We start from the raw sequence: 16,962 nt of genomic DNA, 5'->3' as shown, positions 1-16,962 counted from the left end.
CTGTCGTAGCCCGCTCGGGGGGGTTGCTCTTCCGCTTCTAGGCGTATCAGGCCTACGACCTTCGCCCGCGTGCGGGCTCCTACAGGAAAGGGGAGGGTTTAGCGCGAGGGGCGGCGGCTGGTCCGAGGTTTCGCTGTGGATCTACATCGAAGCCGGGTGCCCCCGACCCCGGACCGATGCCTCGTCCTTCATGTAGGAGCCCGCTCGCGGGCGCTGCCTTTCGCCTTGATGCAGCATCAGAGCCAAGAGCATCGCCCGCGAGCGGGCTCCTACAGGGGCGGCGGCTCCGCGCTAGGTGCGGCGACTGAGCCACATATCGAGCTGGTTGGCGAAGGCCTGCCGGTCGCGCGGATGAAAGGCAGACGGGCCGCCGGTGTCCACGCCGGCGCCGCGCAGCTCTTCCATGAAGTTCCGCATCGACAGCTGCTGGGCGATGCTGTCGGGTGTGAACGGCACGCCGCGCGGGTTGACCGCTTGCGCGCCCTTGTCCAGGACTTGCGCGGCCAGCGGGATGTCCTGCGTCACTACCAGGTCACCGGCGGTCACCCGCCGCACGATCTCCGCATCGGCCACGTCGAAACCGCCGGCCACCTGCATGCTGCGCACGTAGCGCGAGGGCGGTGTGCGCAATGCGTGGTTGGCGACCAGGGTCACGTGCACCTGCGCGCGTTCGGCGGCGCGGAACAGGATCTCCTTCACCGGCACCGGGCAGGCGTCCGCGTCGACCCAGATCTGCGCGTCAGTCACGGGCCGGGTGTCCAGCGCAAGGTGCCATCGACGATGGTGCGGGTGCGCCCGCCTACCCACACCGCGCCATCGGCGTCGATCTGCACGAGCAGGCGCGCGTCGTAGCCGATCTCGCGGCCCTGGCTCACTGCGTAGCCGCGGGCGAGCGGCCTGTGCGCTTCGGCGTGGGCCAGGTAGGCGGCGAGCAGGCCGTTGGCTGCGCCGGAGGCCGGGTCTTCGGCGATCCCGGCGCCGGAGGCCAGCGCGCGCACGGCCAGTTGGTAGCCCTCGCCGGACGCGCTGCGGGCGAACGCGCAGATGCCCATGCTGTCGCTGGCCTGACCGAGCGCGGCGATCGCCGCGTGATCCGGCTGCCAGCCGCGCAGGCTCGCTTCGTCTGCGCACTCGACGATCCACCAGCGGCGGCCGCCATCGACCAGCGCCGGCGCGAGCCCGCCGGTCGTCACGCCGGCCAGGGCCGCGGGCAGCAAGGGATGCGCGTCGGCGCCGGTGGCGAGCACGCTCGCGGCGGGCGAACGCAGCAGCAAATGGCGCGCGTCGCCATCGCCCTGCACGCGGATCGGCAATACGCCGGCCTGGCATTCCTGCCACAGCAGGCCGTCGTGCGGCGCGGCGAGGCCACAGGCCAGCACGGCGTGCGCGCTGCCCACGCTGGGGTGACCGGCGAAGGCAATCTCCTTGGTCGGCGTGAACATGCGCACGCGGTAGCTGGCGTTGGGCTCGGTGGGCGGCAGCAGGAAGGTGGTTTCCACCAGGTTGGTCCAGCGGGCGAAGCGCTGCATCTGCGCGTCGCTCCAGCCGCGCGCGTCGGTGACTACGCCCAGGTGATTGCCGCCGCCGAGGCTCGCGGCGAAGACGTCCAGGTGCAGGTAGCGAAAGGTATCCATTGGGCTCGATCAAAAAACGCGGCGTGTGCCTCGGGCCGAGCATGATAACGGCGTGCCCGGACCCGGCCGCTGACGCGTGGGCTCAGCCCGCCAACCGGCCGAAGCCGAATAGCGCATCGAGCGGATGCCGCTTGCCCTGGATCGCATCGCGCACCATCGCCGCGGCGATCGTGCTGTAGGTGATGCCGTTGCCGCCGTACGCCATCACGAAGTGCACGCGCGGATCGTGGCCCGGTGCATTGCCAATGAAGGGCAGGCCGTCGTCGGTTTCGGCGAACGTGCCGGCCCAGCTGAAGGCCAGCTCCGGCTGGATGTCGGGGGCCAGCGCGCGCAGCCGGTCCATCAGCTTGCCGACCTTGCGCGGCAGCGCGGCGGCCCGCTTGGCCGGCAGATCGAGGCGGTCGTCCTCGCCACCGATGATGATGCGCCGGTCGTCCGTGCCGCGCAGGTACACGTACGGCCGCGCGGACTCCCAGATCACGTTGTCGTGCAGCTGCAGCGGCAGCGTGTCCAACGGCTCGGTGATCAGTGCATAGCTGGAGTGGTTGACCGCTACGCGCTGCTTGAGCCAGCGCTGTGTCTCATAGCCGGCCGCCACCACCAGGTGCGCGCATCGCACCTGGGCGCCGTTGCTCATACGCAGGCGCAGGCCCTGCGGCTCGGCCGTCCACTCCTGCATCTCGCTGGCGTCGTGCACACGCACACCGCGCCGGCCCAGTTGGCCGAGCATGACGCGGGCGAAACGGTAGGGGTCGAGCCGCGCCGCATGCGGCGTCCACAATGCCAGTGGTGCTTCGATACCGAAGCGCTCGCGCACGTCGGCTGCGTCCAGTTGCTCCACCGGCAGGCCGTGACGCTGGCGCACCTGGTACTCGCGCTTGAGCGCCGCCACGTGACGACGCTTGCTGGCGAAAAACAGGCTGCCGCAGGGGCGGAAGCCCACCGGTTCGCCCATGCCGGCGACGATGCCCGCCAGCGTGTCGATCGCCTCGTCGCAGGCCTGGTAGGTGCGTGCGGCGGTCTCGCCGTAGCGCTTGATCAGGTCGACCAGCGGCGTGTCGATCTCGTACTGCAGCAGCGCGGTGCTGGCCGCCGTGCTGCCCCAGCCGGCCTCGCGGCGGTCGATCACCAGCACGTCCATGCCGGCCTCGGCCAACGCGTGCGCGACCAGGCTGCCGGTGATACCCGCACCGATCACCGCCACCTCGCATTGCGTGTCGGTGCGCAGCGAGGGGAACTGACCGATCAGCCCATTGCTGACGGTCCACCACGGGTAGCCGCTCTTGGTATCCATCCGGCCAGCATGCCGAGGGCGGCCGTCAAAGCTGCGTCACGGTCGACAGCGTGCGCGCCGCCCGCCAAGATGGCCGGCAGTCTTCCTTAGTCTTTCTGGTCCCCATGACGATCACCCTCATCATTCTCGCCGTGACCTGCGTGGTCTCGTTCATGGCGCTCAACAACGGCAAATTGCTGGACGATCTGCTGCTGTGGCCGCCGGCCATCCAGCGCAGTCGCGAGTACTACCGGCTGGTGACCTACGGGCTGGTGCATGCGGATTTCGGCCATCTGCTGTTCAACATGCTCACGCTGTTCTTCTTCGGGCGGATCATGGAGAGCTTCTTCACGGTGCGCCTGGGCACGCTGGGCTTTCTGCTGTTCTACATGGGCGGGCTGGTGGTCTCGATCCTGCCGACTTACCTCAAGAACCGAAGCAATGCGCGCTATCGCAGTCTGGGCGCGTCGGGGGCGGTGTCGGCGGTGCTGTTCGCCTTCGTGCTGCTGGCGCCGTGGGCACGCATCTATGTGTTCGTCATTCCCATGCCGGCGATCATCTACGCGCTGCTCTACACCGCCTACTCGATCTACATGGACAAGCGCGGCCAGGACAATGTGAACCACAGCGCGCATCTGTGGGGCGCGGCCTACGGCGTGGCCTTCACGCTGCTGTTGGAACCGCGGGTGTTAACTCACTTCCTTTATGCACTGGCCCATCCCGGTGCCGGCTCATGAAGGAGACCCCGTGCCCGCTGCGCTCGCGCAAAATGCACCCCTGTTCATCGTTCTCAACCAGGCCTCCGGCAGCGGCGATCCCGACCGCGTAGAGGCATCCATCCGCCGCAGCCTGGAAGGGCGCGGTCGCGAGCACGAGATCCTGCGTGTCGACGATCCTGCCCAGTTGCCGACGCTGGCGCAGCGGGCGGTGGCGCAGGCGCAGGAGCGCGATGGCGCGGTGGTGGTGGTCGGCGGCGACGGCACCATCAACGCGGTGACCCAGGCGGTGTTGCCCAGCGGCGTGCTGTTCGGCGTGCTGCCGCAGGGCACGTTCAATTTCTTCGGCCGCTGCCATGGCCTGCCCGAGGGCGAGGCGGGGCAGGGCATGCTCGCCTTGCTCGATGCGAGCGAGCAGCCGGTCCAGGTGGGTACCGTCAACGGCCGCGCCTTTCTCGTCAACGCGAGTCTCGGCCTCTATCCGGAGTTGCTCGAACAGCGCGAGGAAGCCAAGCAGCGTTTCGGGCGCCACCGGCTGGTAGCGCTGGGAGCGGGGCTGCGGACCCTGCTGAAGCGGTTCCCCCGCTTGCACCTGTTGATGCGGGGCGACGCTCCGGCGAGCGTGCTGGACGCGATGACCCTGGTGGTCGGCAACAACCGCCTGCAGTTGGAGAAGATCGGCATCGAGCAGGCCACCGCGGTTGAGCGCGGGCGGCTGGCAGGCATCGCAGTGCGTCCGGTGGGGCGGCTGGCGCTCGTCGTGATGGCGATGCGCGGGCTGCTGGGGCATCTGGGCGAGCAGCAGCGGGTGGAGAGCTTCGCCTTCACCGAACTGGAGGTGACGCTGCGCCGCCGCCGCAAGGTCAAGGTGGCGCTGGATGGGGAGATCGACACCTTCGCGCTGCCGCTGCGCTTTGCGATCGCCCCGCGACCCTTGCGCCTGCTGGTGCCGCGCGGCGCCGAGCCTGAGCACGCCGCATGAGCGTGCTGCTGCACATCTCCGACCCGCACTTCGGCACCGAGCGCGTGGAGGTGGTGGTGGCCCTGCAGCGCCTGGCGGCCGAACTGGCGCCCGAGTGCATCGTCGTGTCCGGAGACATCACCCAGCGCGCACGGCGCGCGCAGTTCGCCGCGGCACGGACGTTTGTCGACGCGCTGCCGGCACCGGCGCTGGTGATTCCGGGCAACCACGACATCCCGTTGTTCGACCTGTGGTCGCGGCTGCGCTCACCCTATGCGCATTTCCAGGAAGCGTTCGGCGCGACGCTGGAACAGGAGTGGAGCTCGCCGGACTGGCACGTGCTGGCGATCAACACCACGCGCTGGTGGCGACACAAGGACGGCGAAGTGTCGCCTGCGCAGATCCAGCATGTGGGGCAGCGGCTGGGCCAGGCGCAGCCGGAGCAGGTGCGCGTGGTGGTGACGCACCAGCCGATGCTGGTGATCCGGCAGCACGATGTGGGCAACCTGCTGCATGGCCACCAGCGCGCGGCCAATGCGTGGGTCGAGGCCGGGGTCGATCTGCTGCTGGGCGGGCACATCCACCTGCCGTACGTGCGCCCGCTCGATGCTCAGCGCCGCTGCCGCACCTACGTAGTGCAGGCCGGCACGGCGGTGTCGCGGCGGGTGCGCGGCGACGTTCCCAATTCCGTGAATGTGCTGCGGCGCGAGCGGGGCACGCACAGCTGCGTGGTGGAGCGATGGGACCACGACGTGGGCCTGGCGCGCTTCGCCCGGCGCGAGTCGCACACGCTCGCCCTGGCCCATTGAGCAGCCGCACCTCGCGCGCGATGCGGCACCTGCCCATGACAGTGGTAAAGCAGCGCGCAATACTCAGATCGTAGTCATCGTGGTTCTGCTAATCCGAAGCCTTCGAGGCTTCGCAAGTCGGGCCGCGAATCCACCGATCACCGCAGGAGATAGACGCATGGCAATGACACGCAAGTCGGCCGCGAAGAAGTCCGCGGCAAAGAAAGGCACCGCAAAGAGGGCCGCTGCCAAGAAGGCCGCTGCTGGCAAGAAGACCACGGTGGCCAAGGCAGCAGCGAAGAAGACAGCCACCGGCAAGCCGGTCGCAAAGAAGGTCAGCGCGAAAAAGGCCGCAGTGAAAAAGCCGGCGGCCAAGACGGCTGCGAAGAAAGCTGCAGCGAAGAAGGGGCCGGTAAAGAAGGCGTCGGCGAAGAAGACTGCACCGAAGAAGGCTACGAAGAAGGCTACCCGGAAGGCGGCAGCCAAGAAGCCGGTTGCCAGGAAGACAGTTGCCAAGAAGGCTGCGGCCAAGCGGCCCGCGGTGCACAAGTCGCCCGCAAAGAAGGCCGCAAAGAAGGCTGCGCCCCGCAAATCGGTGGCGAAGAAGAGCGTGAGCCCGAAGGCGGTGCCGGCCAAGGCCGCGCCCCGCAACACGGCTGCCAAGAAGCCCCCTGCCCGGACGCCAGCCCGCGGAACGCCGGTGAAGAAGGTGGCCGCTCCTGCGGCGCCAACGAAGAAGGTCGCGGCCAAGCCGGCGGCCAAGCCGGCGGCCAAGCGCGCCGCTGCCACTCCGGTGCGGCGCGAGCAGCCCGCCGAGGCGGCGCCGGTGCGACACATCAGTCCGGAGGAGGCCGTGGCACACATTCAGGCGCTGCTGGATGCCAAGCATGAGCGCGATCGCCAGGGGCCATCCTGGCCCGGCGCCGATCAAGCCGCCCATCCCGCCGGCGGTGCGCCGCCGATGCATCCCGATGCACCGGCGTCGACCACGGCGCCTGCGGCGTTGGCGCACCAGCGGGGCGATCAGAGCAAGCGCGGCAAGGGATGAGCCAGGGCGTGCAAATCAGGGCGCGTTCATCGCGCGGGGCTAGCGTGATCGCCGGCCGCACGTCGCGTCCTTTCGCCGGTGGAGCGATCCCATGAAGAAATGGTTGCTGTGTGGGGCGGTGGTCATCGCCGCGTCGCTCCTGAGCGGCTGCTACGTCGCTCCGGGCTACAGCTACGTGCGCGATGGCTATGGCGGGGACGCGTACTACGGGCGCGGCACCACCGTGTACGACGACGGTTATTACGCGCCCGATTACTACGCCCCCGGCTACTACCGCCCCGGTTACTACGGCGGCTACGGCTATCCGGGCGGGGTGAGCGTGGGCGTCGGCGCCACTTGGTATGGCCATTCGCGGGACCGCTACCGCTACCGCCACCGAGATCATGATCGGCATGACTATCGCGGCGACGATCACCGCGGACACGCGTGGGGTGATCACGGTGGTGCGCGCGACGATCACCACACTGGGAGCGGCAGCCGGCCGGAGACGGGCCGCGGCAGCCGTGCGGGCCGATTCGAAGGAAGTGACCGACGCGGCAACCGCGGCGGCGGTCGCGACGACGATCGCCGATGAGGCACGATGGACGTTCCGGAGCGATGCCCCTGAACGTCCCCGATGCCTGATTCCCTCCGTCCGACTTTCCTGCGCTTGACTCTCCTGCGCCTGGGCGTGCTTGTCCTGGCGCTCTCGGCCACTGGCTGCGCCAGCGTGCGCTACTACGGTCATGTGATGCGCGGCGAGGCGCAGATCCTGCACCGGCGCCAGCCGCTGCCACGGGTCATCGCCGACCCGGCCACTCCGCCCGTGCTGGCGCGTCGCCTGACACTGGCGATGCAGGCAAGGCAGTTCGCATCCACGCGGCTGGCCCTGCCGGACAACCGCAGCTACACCACCTACGTCGCGCTCGACCGCCCCTATGTAGCCTGGAATGTGTTCGCTGCGCCTCGCTACGCGGTGGATGCCGTGCCGCAGTGTTTTCCCTTCGCCGGCTGCGTGGCGTACCGCGGCTACTTTCGCCAGTCGCTGGCCGAGCAGCGTGCCGCCGTGCTGGGCGGGCAGGGGCTCGATGTGTGGGTGAGCCCGGTGCCGGCGTATTCCACCCTGGGCTGGTTCGCCGACCCGATTCTCAGCTCGATGATGCACTGGGACGACGACGAGCTGGCCGGCACGATCTTCCACGAACTGGCGCACCAGCGCGTCTACGCCAAGGGCGACACGGCCTTCAACGAGTCGTTCGCCAGCTTCGTCGAGCGCGAGGGCCTGCGGCAGTGGCGGCAGTCGCGCGGCCTGCCGCCGCTGGATGCTCGCGAGCAGGCGATGGACGAGGGCTTTACCCGGCAGGTGCTGGCCCTGCGCGAACGGTTGCGCTCGGACTACGCACGCGGCGGCGACGAGGCGGCGCTGGCGGCGCGAAAGCACGACGACATCGCCGCGTTTCGACGCGACTACGCGCGATGGCGCGACCGCGACTTTCCCGGCGACCACCGTTACGACGCCTGGGTCGCCGCGCCGATCAACAACGCCCGGCTGCTGCCGTTCGGGCTCTACGACCGCTGGACCGGGGCCTTTGCCGTGCTGTTCGGCCAGGCCCAGCGGAACTGGGCGCAGTTCTACCGGCGGGTGCGGGCGCTGGCCGATCTGCGCCCGCCCGCGCGCCAGGCGGCGCTGAAGGGCCTCGCCGCGAGCGCCGCGCCCGCGCCGTGACGGCTTCCGCTTGGGGGTGCCTGCCCGCGGCGACACCCCGGCCGCAAGAAGCTGCCGGCCTTACCCGGACGGCAGCTGAATATTTCTTCGGACGCCCTTGAACTTCCCCGGCGCGGTCCGCACTAAGTGTCCGTATCGCCGTGACGGCGACAGGAAGTGGTCCAGAACACCGGGCCACTGGGGGGTCGGCCCCTTCCTCCCCCGGATCGCCGACCTGACAAACCCCGGCATGCCCCTCCCCTGGCAGCCGGGGTTTTTTTATGCCCGTGGCGCCCATCACGCCGATAATGGCCAAGCATTCTCTACACGGACCCGTTGATGATCATCCGCTCGCTGCTCGACACCGACCTGTACAAGTTCTCCATGATGCAGGTGGTGCTGCATCAGTATCCGGGCGCCGAGGTGGAGTACCGCTTCAAGTGCCGCAACCCGGGCGTGGATCTGGTGCCGTACATCGACGAGATCCGCGCCGAGCTGGAGCAGCTTTGCACGCTGCGTTTCACCGCCGAGGAGCTGGAGTACCTGCGCAGCTGGCGCTACATCAAGAGCGACTTCGTCGACTTCCTCGGGCTATTCCAGCTCAACCCCAAGTACGTGAGCATCACACCGTCGGAGCACGCCAACGGCGAGATCGAGATCCGCATTCGCGGGCCGTGGCTGCACACGATCCTGTTCGAGGTGCCGCTGCTGGCGATCGTCAACGAGGTGTACTTCCGCAACACCCAGCCACAGCTGGATCTGTCGCCGGGGCGCGAGCGCCTGGCGGCCAAGATCGCCCTGCTGCACGACACGCCCGGCTACGCCGACTGCCGCATTGCCGACTACGGCACACGCCGCCGGTTTTCCCGCGCCTGGCACGAGGAGGTGGTCACCACCTTGCGCGACCGGCTGGGTCCGCAGCTGGCCGGCACCAGCAACGTGGCGCTGGCCAGGCAGCTGGGCCTTACCCCGCTGGGCACGCTGGCGCACGAGTACCTGCAGGCGCACCAAGCGCTGGGGCCGCGCCTGCGCGATTCGCAGGTGGCCGCGCTGGAAGCGTGGGCACGCGAATACCGCGGCGACCTGGGCATTGCGCTGTCAGACGTGTACGGCCTGAACGCCTTCCTGCGCGACTTCGACATGTACTTCTGCAAGCTGTTCGACGGCACGCGCCACGACTCGGGCGATCCGTTCGCCTGGGGCGAGCGCGTGCTGGCGCACTATCGTGCCAACCGCGTCGATCCGCGCAGCAAGGTCCTGGTGTTCAGTGACGGACTGGACATCCCGCAGGTGATGAAGCTCTACGCGCATTTCCAGGGGCGTTGCCAGCTCGCGTTCGGCGTGGGCACCAACCTCACCAACGACGTGGGCCCCAAGGCGCTGCAGATCGTGATCAAGATGGTCCGCTGCAACGGTCAGCCGGTGGCCAAGCTCAGCGACAGCCCCGGCAAGAACATGTGCGACGATCCGGCCTACGTGGCCTATCTGCGGCAGGTGTTCGAGATTCCGGCCGAGGCCGGCGGCTGAGTCCGTTCGGCCTCGGCGCGCGTATGGGACACCGACGAACGCTTGAGCGCCGGCCAGGCGAGCACCAGCAGCGAAACGAGGGTGGCGAGAGCGGAAATCAGCAGTGACATGGGCGCGCGGCGGTGGGGCAGGCGACCACCATAACCGGCACCCGATGGACGGCCATACGGCCATTTCTCATAACCATATGCCGGAGCGCCCCCTGGGCTGCCGGCCATGCCAGGGCTAGCACATGACCGACATCTACGACTTCACCGCCCGCGACATCGACGGCAACGAGCGCTCGCTGGGCGAGTTTCGCGGCAAGACCCTGCTGGTGGTCAACGTGGCCTCCAAGTGCGGATTCACGCCGCAGTACACCGGTCTGGAAAAGCTGTGGCGCGAGATGCGCGATCGCGGTGTGGTGGTGCTGGGGTTTCCCTGCGATCAGTTCGGCCACCAGGAGCCCGGCGACGAGGCGGAGATCCGCAACTTCTGCAGCACCCGTTACGAGGTGAGCTTCCCAATGTTCGCCAAGGTCGAGGTGAACGGCGCCGGCGCCCACCCGCTGTACCAATGGCTGAAGAGCGAAGGCAAGGGGATTCTCGGCAGCGAGGCGATCAAGTGGAACTTCACCAAGTTCCTGGTCGACGCCCAGGGCCAGGTGGTGAAGCGCTACGCGCCGACCGACACGCCCGAGAAGATCGGCCGCGAGATCGCCGCACAGCTCGGCTGATCCGGCGGATCAGGGCGCGTGGCGGTCGGCGGCGAGCCGCTCGGCAATGGCATCGAGCTCGCGGCTGGCCGGCGGATCGCCTGCTGCCGGCTCGTAGTTGTTGAGCAGGAGCGCGAAGGCCAGATGCTGGCCCGAGGCCGTGGTGACGTAGCCGGCGAGCGCGTGTACATACGTCATCGAGCCGGTCTTGGCCTGCACGTTGCCGGCGGCCGGCGTGCCGCGCATGCGGCCGATCAGCGAGCCGTCCACGCCGGCCAGCGGCAGCATGTCGCGCAGGCTCGCCGCGTAGGGCTGGGCGGCCAGGTACTGCAGCAGCCGCACCATCGCCGAGGCGGTCACCAGGTTCTGCCGTGACAGGCCGCTGCCTTCCTCCAGCCGCGCGTCGGCGGGCGCGATGCCGATGCGATCGAGCAATTCGCGCAGGGCGCGCAAACCCCAGGCCTCGGTGGTGATGAAGCCAAGCGGCGGGGCATCGGACTGCTCGGCCAGTGTCTTAGCCTGCACGCCGGCCATCAGCAGCAGGTTCTGCAGATAAAGATTCTGCGAGCGCTTCAGGCCACTGCGCAGGATCTCGCCCAGCGGCGGCGAGGCGATTTCGCCGACCAGGGTGGCGCCGGCGGTGACGGCGGTGTCGTCCTGCGGCCAGTGCAGCGTGCGGAGCTGGCCGTCGATGGTCACGCCATGACGGATGAGCGCGTCGCGCAGCTGGGCGGCCGCGACGCGGGCCGGATCATTCATCGCCAGGCGCAACCGCCGCGGCGCGCTGGCGGCCGGCAGGCTGCCGAAGGCGTAGAGCGTGTCGCTGCCCGGCGCCCGGTAAAGGTTGAGGTCGCCGGCGCTTTTCGCCGGCGCGGTGATCAGGCGGCTGTCGATGGCGGGAATGGTCAGAGGCGGATCGAGTGCCAGATCGACAGAGCGCCCGGCCTGCGCGGCCGGCGTGAGGGTGAGCCAGCCGCTGTTCTCGTCCACGCTCAGCGCCGCCGCCGGGGCGGCGAAGGCGCCCAGCAGATCGCCCACTTCCCAGCCCGAACCGATCGGCGGGCCGGCGAAATAGGTGTCGTCGGCGACGAGGTCGCCGTGTACGCGACGGACGCCGTGCGCGAGCAGCTGCGTGGCGAGCCGATCGGCCCAGTCGGTGCTGGCGGCAGTACCCAGCGTGGGATCGCCCATGCCGTAGAGCACCAGCGTGCCGTCCAGTCGGCCGTGACGAATCGGCCCTCGGGCCAGCAGACGCGTGGCAGTGCGCTGGTCAGCGCCCAGACGGTCGAGCGTCAGCGCCGCGGTGAAAAGCTTGGCGGTGGATGCGGGCTCCAGCAGCCGTTCGGCGTCATGCGCATACAGCGTGCGGCCGGTGTCCAGCGACACCACCTCGATGCCCCAACTGGCGTTGGCGAAACGCGGCGCGTGGATCAGCGCATCGATGCTCGCGGCGAGCGGAGTGGATGACGGGGCGCTCGGTGGCGCCGACGGTCTGGCGCGGGCTGCCGGTATTGCGGCAAGGGCGAAAACGAGCGCGGCGGCCCAGGGAGCGAGTCGGTGCATGGGCGCCAGTATGGCCCGCCGAAGCCCGCCGTGCAGGCCGGAAAAGGCCGATCTGGTAGGCTTGGTCCTTCGTGCCGGTTGCCGCCGGCGGTGTTGCACCTACTACACGAGACTCTTCATGCAGATTGCTGACCACACCGTTGTTTCCTTCCACTACACGCTGACCGACGACCAGGGCACTGTGATCGACAGCTCCGCCGGGCGCGAGCCGCTCACCTACATGCATGGCACCGGCCAGATCGTGCCGGGGCTGGAGAAGGTGATGGTTGGCCGTGTCGCGGGCGACCAGTTCAAGGTCGACGTGGCGCCGGCCGAGGGCTACGGCGAACGCCACGCCGAGCTGGAGCAGCAGGTGCCGCGTGAGGCGTTCCAGGGCGTGGATGACATCCAGCCCGGCATGCAGTTCCAGGGTCGCGGTCCGCAGGGCGTGATCAACGTCACCGTGACCAAGGTCGAGGATGGCGTGGTGCACATCGACGGCAACCACCCGCTCGCCGGTCAGACGCTGCACTTCGACGTGGAAGTGACCGACGTGCGCCAGGCCACCGAGGAAGAAACCGCGCACGGCCACGTGCACGGCCCGGGCGGCCACCACCACTGAGGTCGCCTGACGCCGCTGCGCGTCAAGCCCGCACATGAAAAACGCCGCCGTGAGGCGGCGTTTCTCGTGGAGGCGGCAGCTCAGTACCAGTCGAGCAGCGACACGCCTACGCCCAGGTAGGTGGCGTTGTGGTTGTAGTCGATCAGGCTCTCGCCGTAGCCCTTGAACAGCTCCATGTAACCGCGCAGGTTGCCGCCCACGGGGAAGCTCCAGGTGAACTGGCCGGCGCCGTGGCTCTGGCTGCCGCCGCGCATCGAATGGCGCAGCATCAGGCCGAATTCCTGGCCGTTCCACTCGTGCACGATCTGCACTTCGCCGCGGCCCATGTAGTCGCTGATGTCCGGATTGTCGTCGGTGCTGCGGCCTTCCGGAATGCGCCACCACGGACGGACCATCACGGTCCAGCCGTTGCGCTCGAAGCCGACGTCGGCAATCACCCGGTTCCAGCTGCGCGACAGTGGGTTGGAGCGGCCGTTCGATTGATGATCCACGCCGATGCCGAGCAACCGGCCCTGCCAGCCGAGCACGTCGTAGTGCGTGTCGAACACCAGCATCGCCTCGGGCTCGTAGTTCGTCTCGCGGAACGGACGGGACAGCTTCGAGTTGTAGACCTGCCAGCGCGAGGACTGGGTGTAGCCGATCCACAGGTCACCGCCGGTATCGCCGAAGACGTCCTGGATCGCCTTGGTCTTCAGGCTCAGCTGGAACTTCATTTCCGCGTTCTGCAACTGTTGTGCGGTAGGTACGGTGTTGTCCGGATTGGGGCTGGTGGGGCGCTCGTTCTGGTTGCTGGTGGCAAACACCGGCAGCACGTAAACCGGCTTGTAGCCGCGGATATTGAACGTGCCGAGCTTGGCCTCCGGCGACAACTCCCAGCGCGAGTCGAGCAGCGAGAGCGGCGCGGCCACCGCGTCGTTTCGGTCCGGCTCTTTGCCGGTATCGCGGGCGAACAACCTCACGTCTGCCGGGCTGGGGCGTTTCTGCGCCACCGGCAGGTTGACCCGGCCGGTGGCGCGGTCGTAGCAGGCCAGACGCTGGGCATCACTCTCGATGGCGGTGCAGCCGCGGATGTCCATCGGGTCGGGATTCTGGGCATGGGCCGGTAGCGCATGGGACGCGGCTGCCGCGGCCAGAGCCAGGGAAAGGGAGCGGAACGGTCGGAGCGTCTTCATGACGGAGGCCTGAGGCGGGGGGGCGGTGACGGAACGGTGACACGCAGAGGCCGGCCACACATCCGCGCGGCCGGCCTCAACGGGGGAAACGTTACTGCTGTTTGGACCAGCGCGCGTATTCGGCGGCGCTCACGCGGTGGTCGCGGTTGCTGTCGGCGTAGTCGAAATCATTGGCCAATGGCGGATAGGCGCTGGCCTGGTCCGCGCTGATGAACTTGCCGCCGCTGGCGAGCTGCTCGAACGGTGGCGGTGCGGATGCCGGCGTAGGTGTCGGCAGGGCGCTGCGTACGGTCACCTCGCCCTGCGGCGTCTGGAATGCCGCCTGGCTGCGTGCCGCGGTGTCCGACGGCATGGGCGCAGCAGGTGGCATTGGATCAGCGACCTGCGGTGAGGGAGTGGATTGCCGAGCCATGGCCTGGCCGGCAACCAGCAAGGCACCGGCTCCCAGCAGGGTGATCCAGGGTGTGCGCAGTTTCATGATCGTTACTCCATGCCAGAATCGTGGGGTGAGGGGTGCGCCGCGAAAGCCCCGCGACAGCGGCCCTGCAGTGCACCGGGGCAAGCTAGCAAAGAGAGTGTCAATGCCGGCTCAACCCGTTGCTTCCCGCCTCGCTGCGCCCGCTGGCGATCGTCCGCTCTCGCTGGCGCAGGCCCGTTGCCTGCAGCTGCATGCTCAAGGCCTGCTGCAACCGCCGCGCCGGCGTGCCCGCGCGGCGGACCTCGCGGCCGCCATCGCGCGCATGCGTCTGCTGCAGATCGACACCATCCACGTGGTGGCGCGCAGCCCTTACCTGGTGCTCCACGCGCGGCTGGGCGACTACCCGCCCGAATGGTTGGAACAGGCGCTGGCCAAGGGCGAGCTGGCTGAGTGCTGGGCGCACGAGGCCTGTTTCGTGCCGGCGACCGACTACCCGTTGCATGACGCCTGGCGTCACCAGCGCGGCCATCACTGGTCGTACCGCCATGCGGCGCGCGTGCACAAGGAACACCGCGCGGAAATGGACAACCTGCTCGCTCACATCGCCCGCGAGGGACCGGTGCGCGCAGCCGACTTCACCCGCGAAGACCGCGGCAGCGGCGGCTGGTGGGCTTGGAAGCCGGAGAAGCGCTGGCTGGAAGCCTGGTTCGCGCTGGGCGAACTGATGGTGGCGCGGCGCGAGCGCTTCCAGCGGGTGTACGACCTGGCGACGCGGGTGCGCGCCTCATGGCCGGTGCAGGCTCTGGGCGAGCCGCCCGGCGTCGACGCGCTGCGCGAACGGTTCATTCTCGACACGGTGCGCGCCCTGGGCATCACTCCGGTTCGCTGGATCGCCGACTACTACCGCCTCAAGCCCCAGGCCAGCGCCCGCGAGCTGGCTCCGCTGGTGGCGTCCGGTCAGTTGCTGGAAGTGGAGGTGCGCGGCTGGGAGGAGGCGGCTTACGTCCACGCCGATCACGCGGCGGCTCTGGCGCAGGCCCGCGCCGGTCGACTGCGCGCCACCCATACGGCGTTGCTGTCGCCGTTCGACCCTCTGGTCTGGGACCGGCAACGTGCGCTGGGCATGTTCGGTTTCGACTACGCGCTGGAGTGCTACACGCCCGCTCCCAAACGCCGCTACGGCTACTTCGTGCTGCCCATCCTGCATCGCGGTGCCCTGGTCGGGCGGCTGGATGCGAAGGCGCACCGCGCGCAGGGCATGTTCGAGGTGAAGGCGCTGTTCCTGGAAGAGGGCGTGGTGCCGGACGAGCGCCTGGTCGACGAACTGGCCAGGGCACTGCATGAACTGGCGCAATGGCACGGCACGCCCATCGTGCGCATCGTGCGGTCGCGACCGAGCGATTTCGCCGGCGCGCTCAGGGCCGCACTCAAGGCGGGTTGAGCTGTTGTCAGCGCGTACTGCTCGACGCGGCGGCCGGATCGGGCTCGCACGCCTTGCCGTGCAGCGCCTGGCGCAAGGTGCGGGCGAGCGAGTTGCAGCGCGCCCCGAGCTGCGGGCGGATCTCCGGTTGCAGCGAGTCGCGCAGCAGGCTCTGGCGCATCTGCCGGTAGTGGGATTCGATCTGGTCCGGCTTGTAGATCGCTGCCGCCCGGTGGCAGGCGCGGTAGCTGGCCAGATAGTCGTCGCAGGCCTGGATGCCGGTATACGCGGGCAGGGTCTCCTCACTTTCCTTGCGCGCCGTCTCCGCGGTGGGGGCAGGGGTGTCGGCCGGGGCGGCGGCCGGCGCGGGTCGGGAGTGCGCCGGGCGATGCGCTTTCGCGGCCGGTTCGTGGGCGCAGGCAGACAGCAGCAGGCAGGCGGCAAAGCCGGCGAGGGCAGGGCGGAGCGATGGCATGGGCGGGTTCCCCGGTGTGCATGAAGGCCACGACTAGACTCTGTGCCCGCTCAAGAAAACCTGAATGCCAGGCAGCGGCGGGGCTGCATGGGCCATTGTGCATGGCTCGATGCCGTCGCGGAGCTTTCCGACCTGTGGTTATAATTTTCCCGCTGTGTTTGCCGGGGTCACCAGAGTCTTGTGACCCGATGCCGCTGATGCCTATCTGCTTCATCGCTTCACCCCTAGGATTTCCGCGCATTCCAGTCCCCTCGGCGTCCTTCGTGGCTGCCGGGTTCGATACCAGAAAACCTACGGAGTGACTCCCATGTCTGATCGTCAGATCGGTACCGTCAAGTGGTTCAACGACGCCAAGGGCTTCGGCTTCATCAGCCGCGACAATGGCCCGGACGTCTTCGTGCATTTCCGCGCGATCACCGGCAACGGCTTCAAGAGCCTGCAGGAAGGCCAGCAGGTCAGCTTCAAGGTGGTGCAGGGCCAGAAGGGCCTGCAGGCCGAGGAAGTGACCCCGGCCTGATCGGCTCGTCGCCTTTCCAGACCGAAAAGCCGGGCAGCAATGCCCGGCTTTTTTCTTGTGCACACCTGCCATCGCGCTGGCGCCTTGCGCCCGGTGAAAATCCGCTATGCTTTTTTCACTGTGTCAGCTCTTCGCCCCTGCGGGCCGTGTCGGCATCTGTCCGGCCGAGCTCACGCGTTGCGCATGACCCAGTCGGCCGTCGCCCGGGCGGGTGGCATGCCGGTCACGTCGAGCGTAATCGGAGTGAGTCATGTCGGATCGAGAGATTGGCACCGTCAAATGGTTCAACGACGCCAAGGGGTTTGGCTTCATCAGCCGTGAAAGCGGCCCGGATGTGTTCGTGCATTTCCGTGCCATTTCGGGCTCGGGGTTCAAGAGCCTCAAGGAAGGGCAGAAGGTGAGCTTCAAGGTGGTGCAGGGCCAGAAGGGCCTGCAGGCCGAGGAAGTCACCCCGGCCTGAGCGGCCGCGCG

The 16,962-nt window shown here is 68.5% G+C and carries 19 protein-coding genes; 12 read left to right on the top strand and 7 right to left on the bottom strand.

Features of this window, described 5'->3' with window-relative positions; all coding sequences use genetic code 11:
- Positions 1 to 291: 291 nt before the first annotated feature.
- From ACTHJF_RS12005 to ACTHJF_RS11995, 3 genes are all read right to left on the bottom strand, one after another.
- The gene (locus tag ACTHJF_RS12005) at positions 292 to 747 is read right to left on the bottom strand and encodes a YaiI/YqxD family protein (RefSeq protein ID WP_440267310.1); all 456 of its coding nucleotides are present in this window, start codon (positions 745 to 747) and stop codon (positions 292 to 294) included.
- Positions 744 to 1,634: a PhzF family phenazine biosynthesis protein gene (locus ACTHJF_RS12000; RefSeq protein WP_440267309.1), complete on the bottom strand. Its 891-nt coding sequence runs from the start codon at positions 1,632 to 1,634 to the stop codon at positions 744 to 746. Before ACTHJF_RS12000 ends, ACTHJF_RS12005 begins: the two co-directional genes overlap by 4 nt.
- An 82-nt stretch (positions 1,635 to 1,716) precedes the next feature.
- Complete coding sequence (locus ACTHJF_RS11995) at positions 1,717 to 2,928, bottom strand: NAD(P)/FAD-dependent oxidoreductase (RefSeq protein WP_440267308.1); 1,212 nt, start codon at positions 2,926 to 2,928, stop codon at positions 1,717 to 1,719.
- A gap of 104 nt (positions 2,929 to 3,032) precedes the next feature.
- Here ACTHJF_RS11995 and ACTHJF_RS11990 point away from each other — a divergent pair, with 104 nt between their 5' ends.
- The 8 genes from ACTHJF_RS11990 to ACTHJF_RS11955 all read left to right on the top strand — a co-directional run bounded on the left by ACTHJF_RS11990 (position 3,033) and on the right by ACTHJF_RS11955 (position 10,346).
- Positions 3,033 to 3,644, top strand: coding sequence for a rhomboid family intramembrane serine protease (locus tag ACTHJF_RS11990; protein ID WP_431637542.1), 612 nt, complete (start codon positions 3,033 to 3,035; stop codon positions 3,642 to 3,644).
- Positions 3,645 to 3,654: 10 nt separating this feature from the next.
- Positions 3,655 to 4,605: a diacylglycerol/lipid kinase family protein gene (locus ACTHJF_RS11985; RefSeq protein ID WP_440267307.1), complete on the top strand. Its 951-nt coding sequence runs from the start codon at positions 3,655 to 3,657 to the stop codon at positions 4,603 to 4,605.
- On the top strand, positions 4,602 to 5,393 hold the full coding sequence (locus tag ACTHJF_RS11980; protein ID WP_440267306.1) for a metallophosphoesterase family protein: 792 nt from the start codon (positions 4,602 to 4,604) through the stop codon (positions 5,391 to 5,393). The genes ACTHJF_RS11985 and ACTHJF_RS11980 overlap by 4 nt, the downstream gene beginning before the upstream one ends.
- Before the next feature lie 157 nt (positions 5,394 to 5,550).
- Positions 5,551 to 6,420: a hypothetical protein gene (locus tag ACTHJF_RS11975; RefSeq protein ID WP_440267305.1), complete on the top strand. Its 870-nt coding sequence runs from the start codon at positions 5,551 to 5,553 to the stop codon at positions 6,418 to 6,420.
- 91 nt (positions 6,421 to 6,511) lie between these two features.
- Positions 6,512 to 6,994, top strand: coding sequence for a hypothetical protein (locus ACTHJF_RS11970; RefSeq protein WP_440267304.1), 483 nt, complete (start codon positions 6,512 to 6,514; stop codon positions 6,992 to 6,994).
- 42 nt (positions 6,995 to 7,036) lie between these two features.
- The gene (locus ACTHJF_RS11965) at positions 7,037 to 8,125 is read left to right on the top strand and encodes an aminopeptidase (RefSeq protein WP_440267303.1); all 1,089 of its coding nucleotides are present in this window, start codon (positions 7,037 to 7,039) and stop codon (positions 8,123 to 8,125) included.
- A gap of 318 nt (positions 8,126 to 8,443) precedes the next feature.
- Positions 8,444 to 9,631 carry a nicotinate phosphoribosyltransferase gene (gene pncB, locus ACTHJF_RS11960; protein ID WP_440267302.1) on the top strand — a complete coding sequence of 396 codons (1,188 nt, stop codon included), beginning with the start codon at positions 8,444 to 8,446 and terminating at the stop codon, positions 9,629 to 9,631.
- A gap of 232 nt (positions 9,632 to 9,863) precedes the next feature.
- A complete protein-coding gene (locus ACTHJF_RS11955; protein WP_431637533.1) occupies positions 9,864 to 10,346 on the top strand; it encodes a glutathione peroxidase in 483 nt (160 codons plus the stop codon).
- A 9-nt stretch (positions 10,347 to 10,355) separates the two neighbouring features.
- On the opposite strand, the gene dacB is transcribed toward ACTHJF_RS11955, so the two are convergent.
- On the bottom strand, positions 10,356 to 11,888 hold the full coding sequence (gene dacB / locus ACTHJF_RS11950) for a D-alanyl-D-alanine carboxypeptidase/D-alanyl-D-alanine endopeptidase (protein ID WP_440267301.1): 1,533 nt from the start codon (positions 11,886 to 11,888) through the stop codon (positions 10,356 to 10,358).
- A gap of 118 nt (positions 11,889 to 12,006) precedes the next feature.
- Here dacB and ACTHJF_RS11945 point away from each other — a divergent pair, with 118 nt between their 5' ends.
- Positions 12,007 to 12,489 carry an FKBP-type peptidyl-prolyl cis-trans isomerase gene (locus ACTHJF_RS11945; protein WP_440267300.1) on the top strand — a complete coding sequence of 161 codons (483 nt, stop codon included), beginning with the start codon at positions 12,007 to 12,009 and terminating at the stop codon, positions 12,487 to 12,489.
- Positions 12,490 to 12,569: 80 nt separating this feature from the next.
- On the opposite strand, the gene ACTHJF_RS11940 is transcribed toward ACTHJF_RS11945, so the two are convergent.
- Positions 12,570 to 13,661: a phospholipase A gene (locus ACTHJF_RS11940; RefSeq protein WP_440267299.1), complete on the bottom strand. Its 1,092-nt coding sequence runs from the start codon at positions 13,659 to 13,661 to the stop codon at positions 12,570 to 12,572.
- 91 nt (positions 13,662 to 13,752) lie between these two features.
- Positions 13,753 to 14,139, bottom strand: a complete 387-nt coding sequence (locus ACTHJF_RS11935; protein WP_440267298.1) for a hypothetical protein — start codon at positions 14,137 to 14,139, stop codon at positions 13,753 to 13,755.
- Positions 14,140 to 14,242: 103 nt separating this feature from the next.
- Here ACTHJF_RS11935 and ACTHJF_RS11930 point away from each other — a divergent pair, with 103 nt between their 5' ends.
- Positions 14,243 to 15,520 carry a winged helix-turn-helix domain-containing protein gene (locus ACTHJF_RS11930; protein ID WP_440267297.1) on the top strand — a complete coding sequence of 426 codons (1,278 nt, stop codon included), beginning with the start codon at positions 14,243 to 14,245 and terminating at the stop codon, positions 15,518 to 15,520.
- A 7-nt stretch (positions 15,521 to 15,527) separates the two neighbouring features.
- Here the strand turns inward: ACTHJF_RS11930 and ACTHJF_RS11925 are convergent, their stop codons facing one another.
- Entirely contained in the window at positions 15,528 to 15,974 is a 447-nt protein-coding gene (locus tag ACTHJF_RS11925) for a hypothetical protein (protein WP_440267296.1), read from the bottom strand.
- A gap of 307 nt (positions 15,975 to 16,281) precedes the next feature.
- Between ACTHJF_RS11925 and ACTHJF_RS11920 the strand changes: the two genes are divergently transcribed.
- Both ACTHJF_RS11920 and ACTHJF_RS11915 read left to right on the top strand, forming a co-directional pair.
- The gene (locus ACTHJF_RS11920) at positions 16,282 to 16,491 is read left to right on the top strand and encodes a cold-shock protein (protein WP_324894316.1); all 210 of its coding nucleotides are present in this window, start codon (positions 16,282 to 16,284) and stop codon (positions 16,489 to 16,491) included.
- Positions 16,492 to 16,741: 250 nt separating this feature from the next.
- Positions 16,742 to 16,951 carry a cold-shock protein gene (locus tag ACTHJF_RS11915; protein WP_431637523.1) on the top strand — a complete coding sequence of 70 codons (210 nt, stop codon included), beginning with the start codon at positions 16,742 to 16,744 and terminating at the stop codon, positions 16,949 to 16,951.
- Positions 16,952 to 16,962 lie beyond the last annotated feature (11 nt).

Source organism: Dyella sp. (assembly GCF_051962475.1).
Classification (GTDB): domain Bacteria; phylum Pseudomonadota; class Gammaproteobacteria; order Xanthomonadales; family Rhodanobacteraceae; genus Dyella_A.
This window is presented reverse-complemented; position numbering and strand designations above follow the sequence as displayed.

What these genes read in the sequence shown, in the direction of transcription:
- ACTHJF_RS12000 (WP_440267309.1), bottom strand. Translation starts at nt 1,634, where the DNA reads ATGGATACCTTTCGCTACCTGCACCTGGACGTCTTCGCCGCGAGCCTC.
- ACTHJF_RS11995 (WP_440267308.1), bottom strand. Translation starts at nt 2,928, where the DNA reads ATGGATACCAAGAGCGGCTACCCGTGGTGGACCGTCAGCAATGGGCTG.
- ACTHJF_RS11990 (WP_431637542.1), top strand. Translation starts at nt 3,033, where the DNA reads ATGACGATCACCCTCATCATTCTCGCCGTGACCTGCGTGGTCTCGTTC.
- ACTHJF_RS11980 (WP_440267306.1), top strand. Translation starts at nt 4,602, where the DNA reads ATGAGCGTGCTGCTGCACATCTCCGACCCGCACTTCGGCACCGAGCGC.
- ACTHJF_RS11975 (WP_440267305.1), top strand. Translation starts at nt 5,551, where the DNA reads ATGGCAATGACACGCAAGTCGGCCGCGAAGAAGTCCGCGGCAAAGAAA.
- ACTHJF_RS11970 (WP_440267304.1), top strand. Translation starts at nt 6,512, where the DNA reads ATGAAGAAATGGTTGCTGTGTGGGGCGGTGGTCATCGCCGCGTCGCTC.
- ACTHJF_RS11965 (WP_440267303.1), top strand. Translation starts at nt 7,037, where the DNA reads ATGCCTGATTCCCTCCGTCCGACTTTCCTGCGCTTGACTCTCCTGCGC.
- pncB (WP_440267302.1), top strand. Translation starts at nt 8,444, where the DNA reads ATGATCATCCGCTCGCTGCTCGACACCGACCTGTACAAGTTCTCCATG.
- ACTHJF_RS11955 (WP_431637533.1), top strand. Translation starts at nt 9,864, where the DNA reads ATGACCGACATCTACGACTTCACCGCCCGCGACATCGACGGCAACGAG.
- dacB (WP_440267301.1), bottom strand. Translation starts at nt 11,888, where the DNA reads ATGCACCGACTCGCTCCCTGGGCCGCCGCGCTCGTTTTCGCCCTTGCC.
- ACTHJF_RS11945 (WP_440267300.1), top strand. Translation starts at nt 12,007, where the DNA reads ATGCAGATTGCTGACCACACCGTTGTTTCCTTCCACTACACGCTGACC.
- ACTHJF_RS11940 (WP_440267299.1), bottom strand. Translation starts at nt 13,661, where the DNA reads ATGAAGACGCTCCGACCGTTCCGCTCCCTTTCCCTGGCTCTGGCCGCG.
- ACTHJF_RS11935 (WP_440267298.1), bottom strand. Translation starts at nt 14,139, where the DNA reads ATGAAACTGCGCACACCCTGGATCACCCTGCTGGGAGCCGGTGCCTTG.
- ACTHJF_RS11930 (WP_440267297.1), top strand. Translation starts at nt 14,243, where the DNA reads ATGCCGGCTCAACCCGTTGCTTCCCGCCTCGCTGCGCCCGCTGGCGAT.
- ACTHJF_RS11925 (WP_440267296.1), bottom strand. Translation starts at nt 15,974, where the DNA reads ATGCCATCGCTCCGCCCTGCCCTCGCCGGCTTTGCCGCCTGCCTGCTG.
- ACTHJF_RS11920 (WP_324894316.1), top strand. Translation starts at nt 16,282, where the DNA reads ATGTCTGATCGTCAGATCGGTACCGTCAAGTGGTTCAACGACGCCAAG.
- ACTHJF_RS11915 (WP_431637523.1), top strand. Translation starts at nt 16,742, where the DNA reads ATGTCGGATCGAGAGATTGGCACCGTCAAATGGTTCAACGACGCCAAG.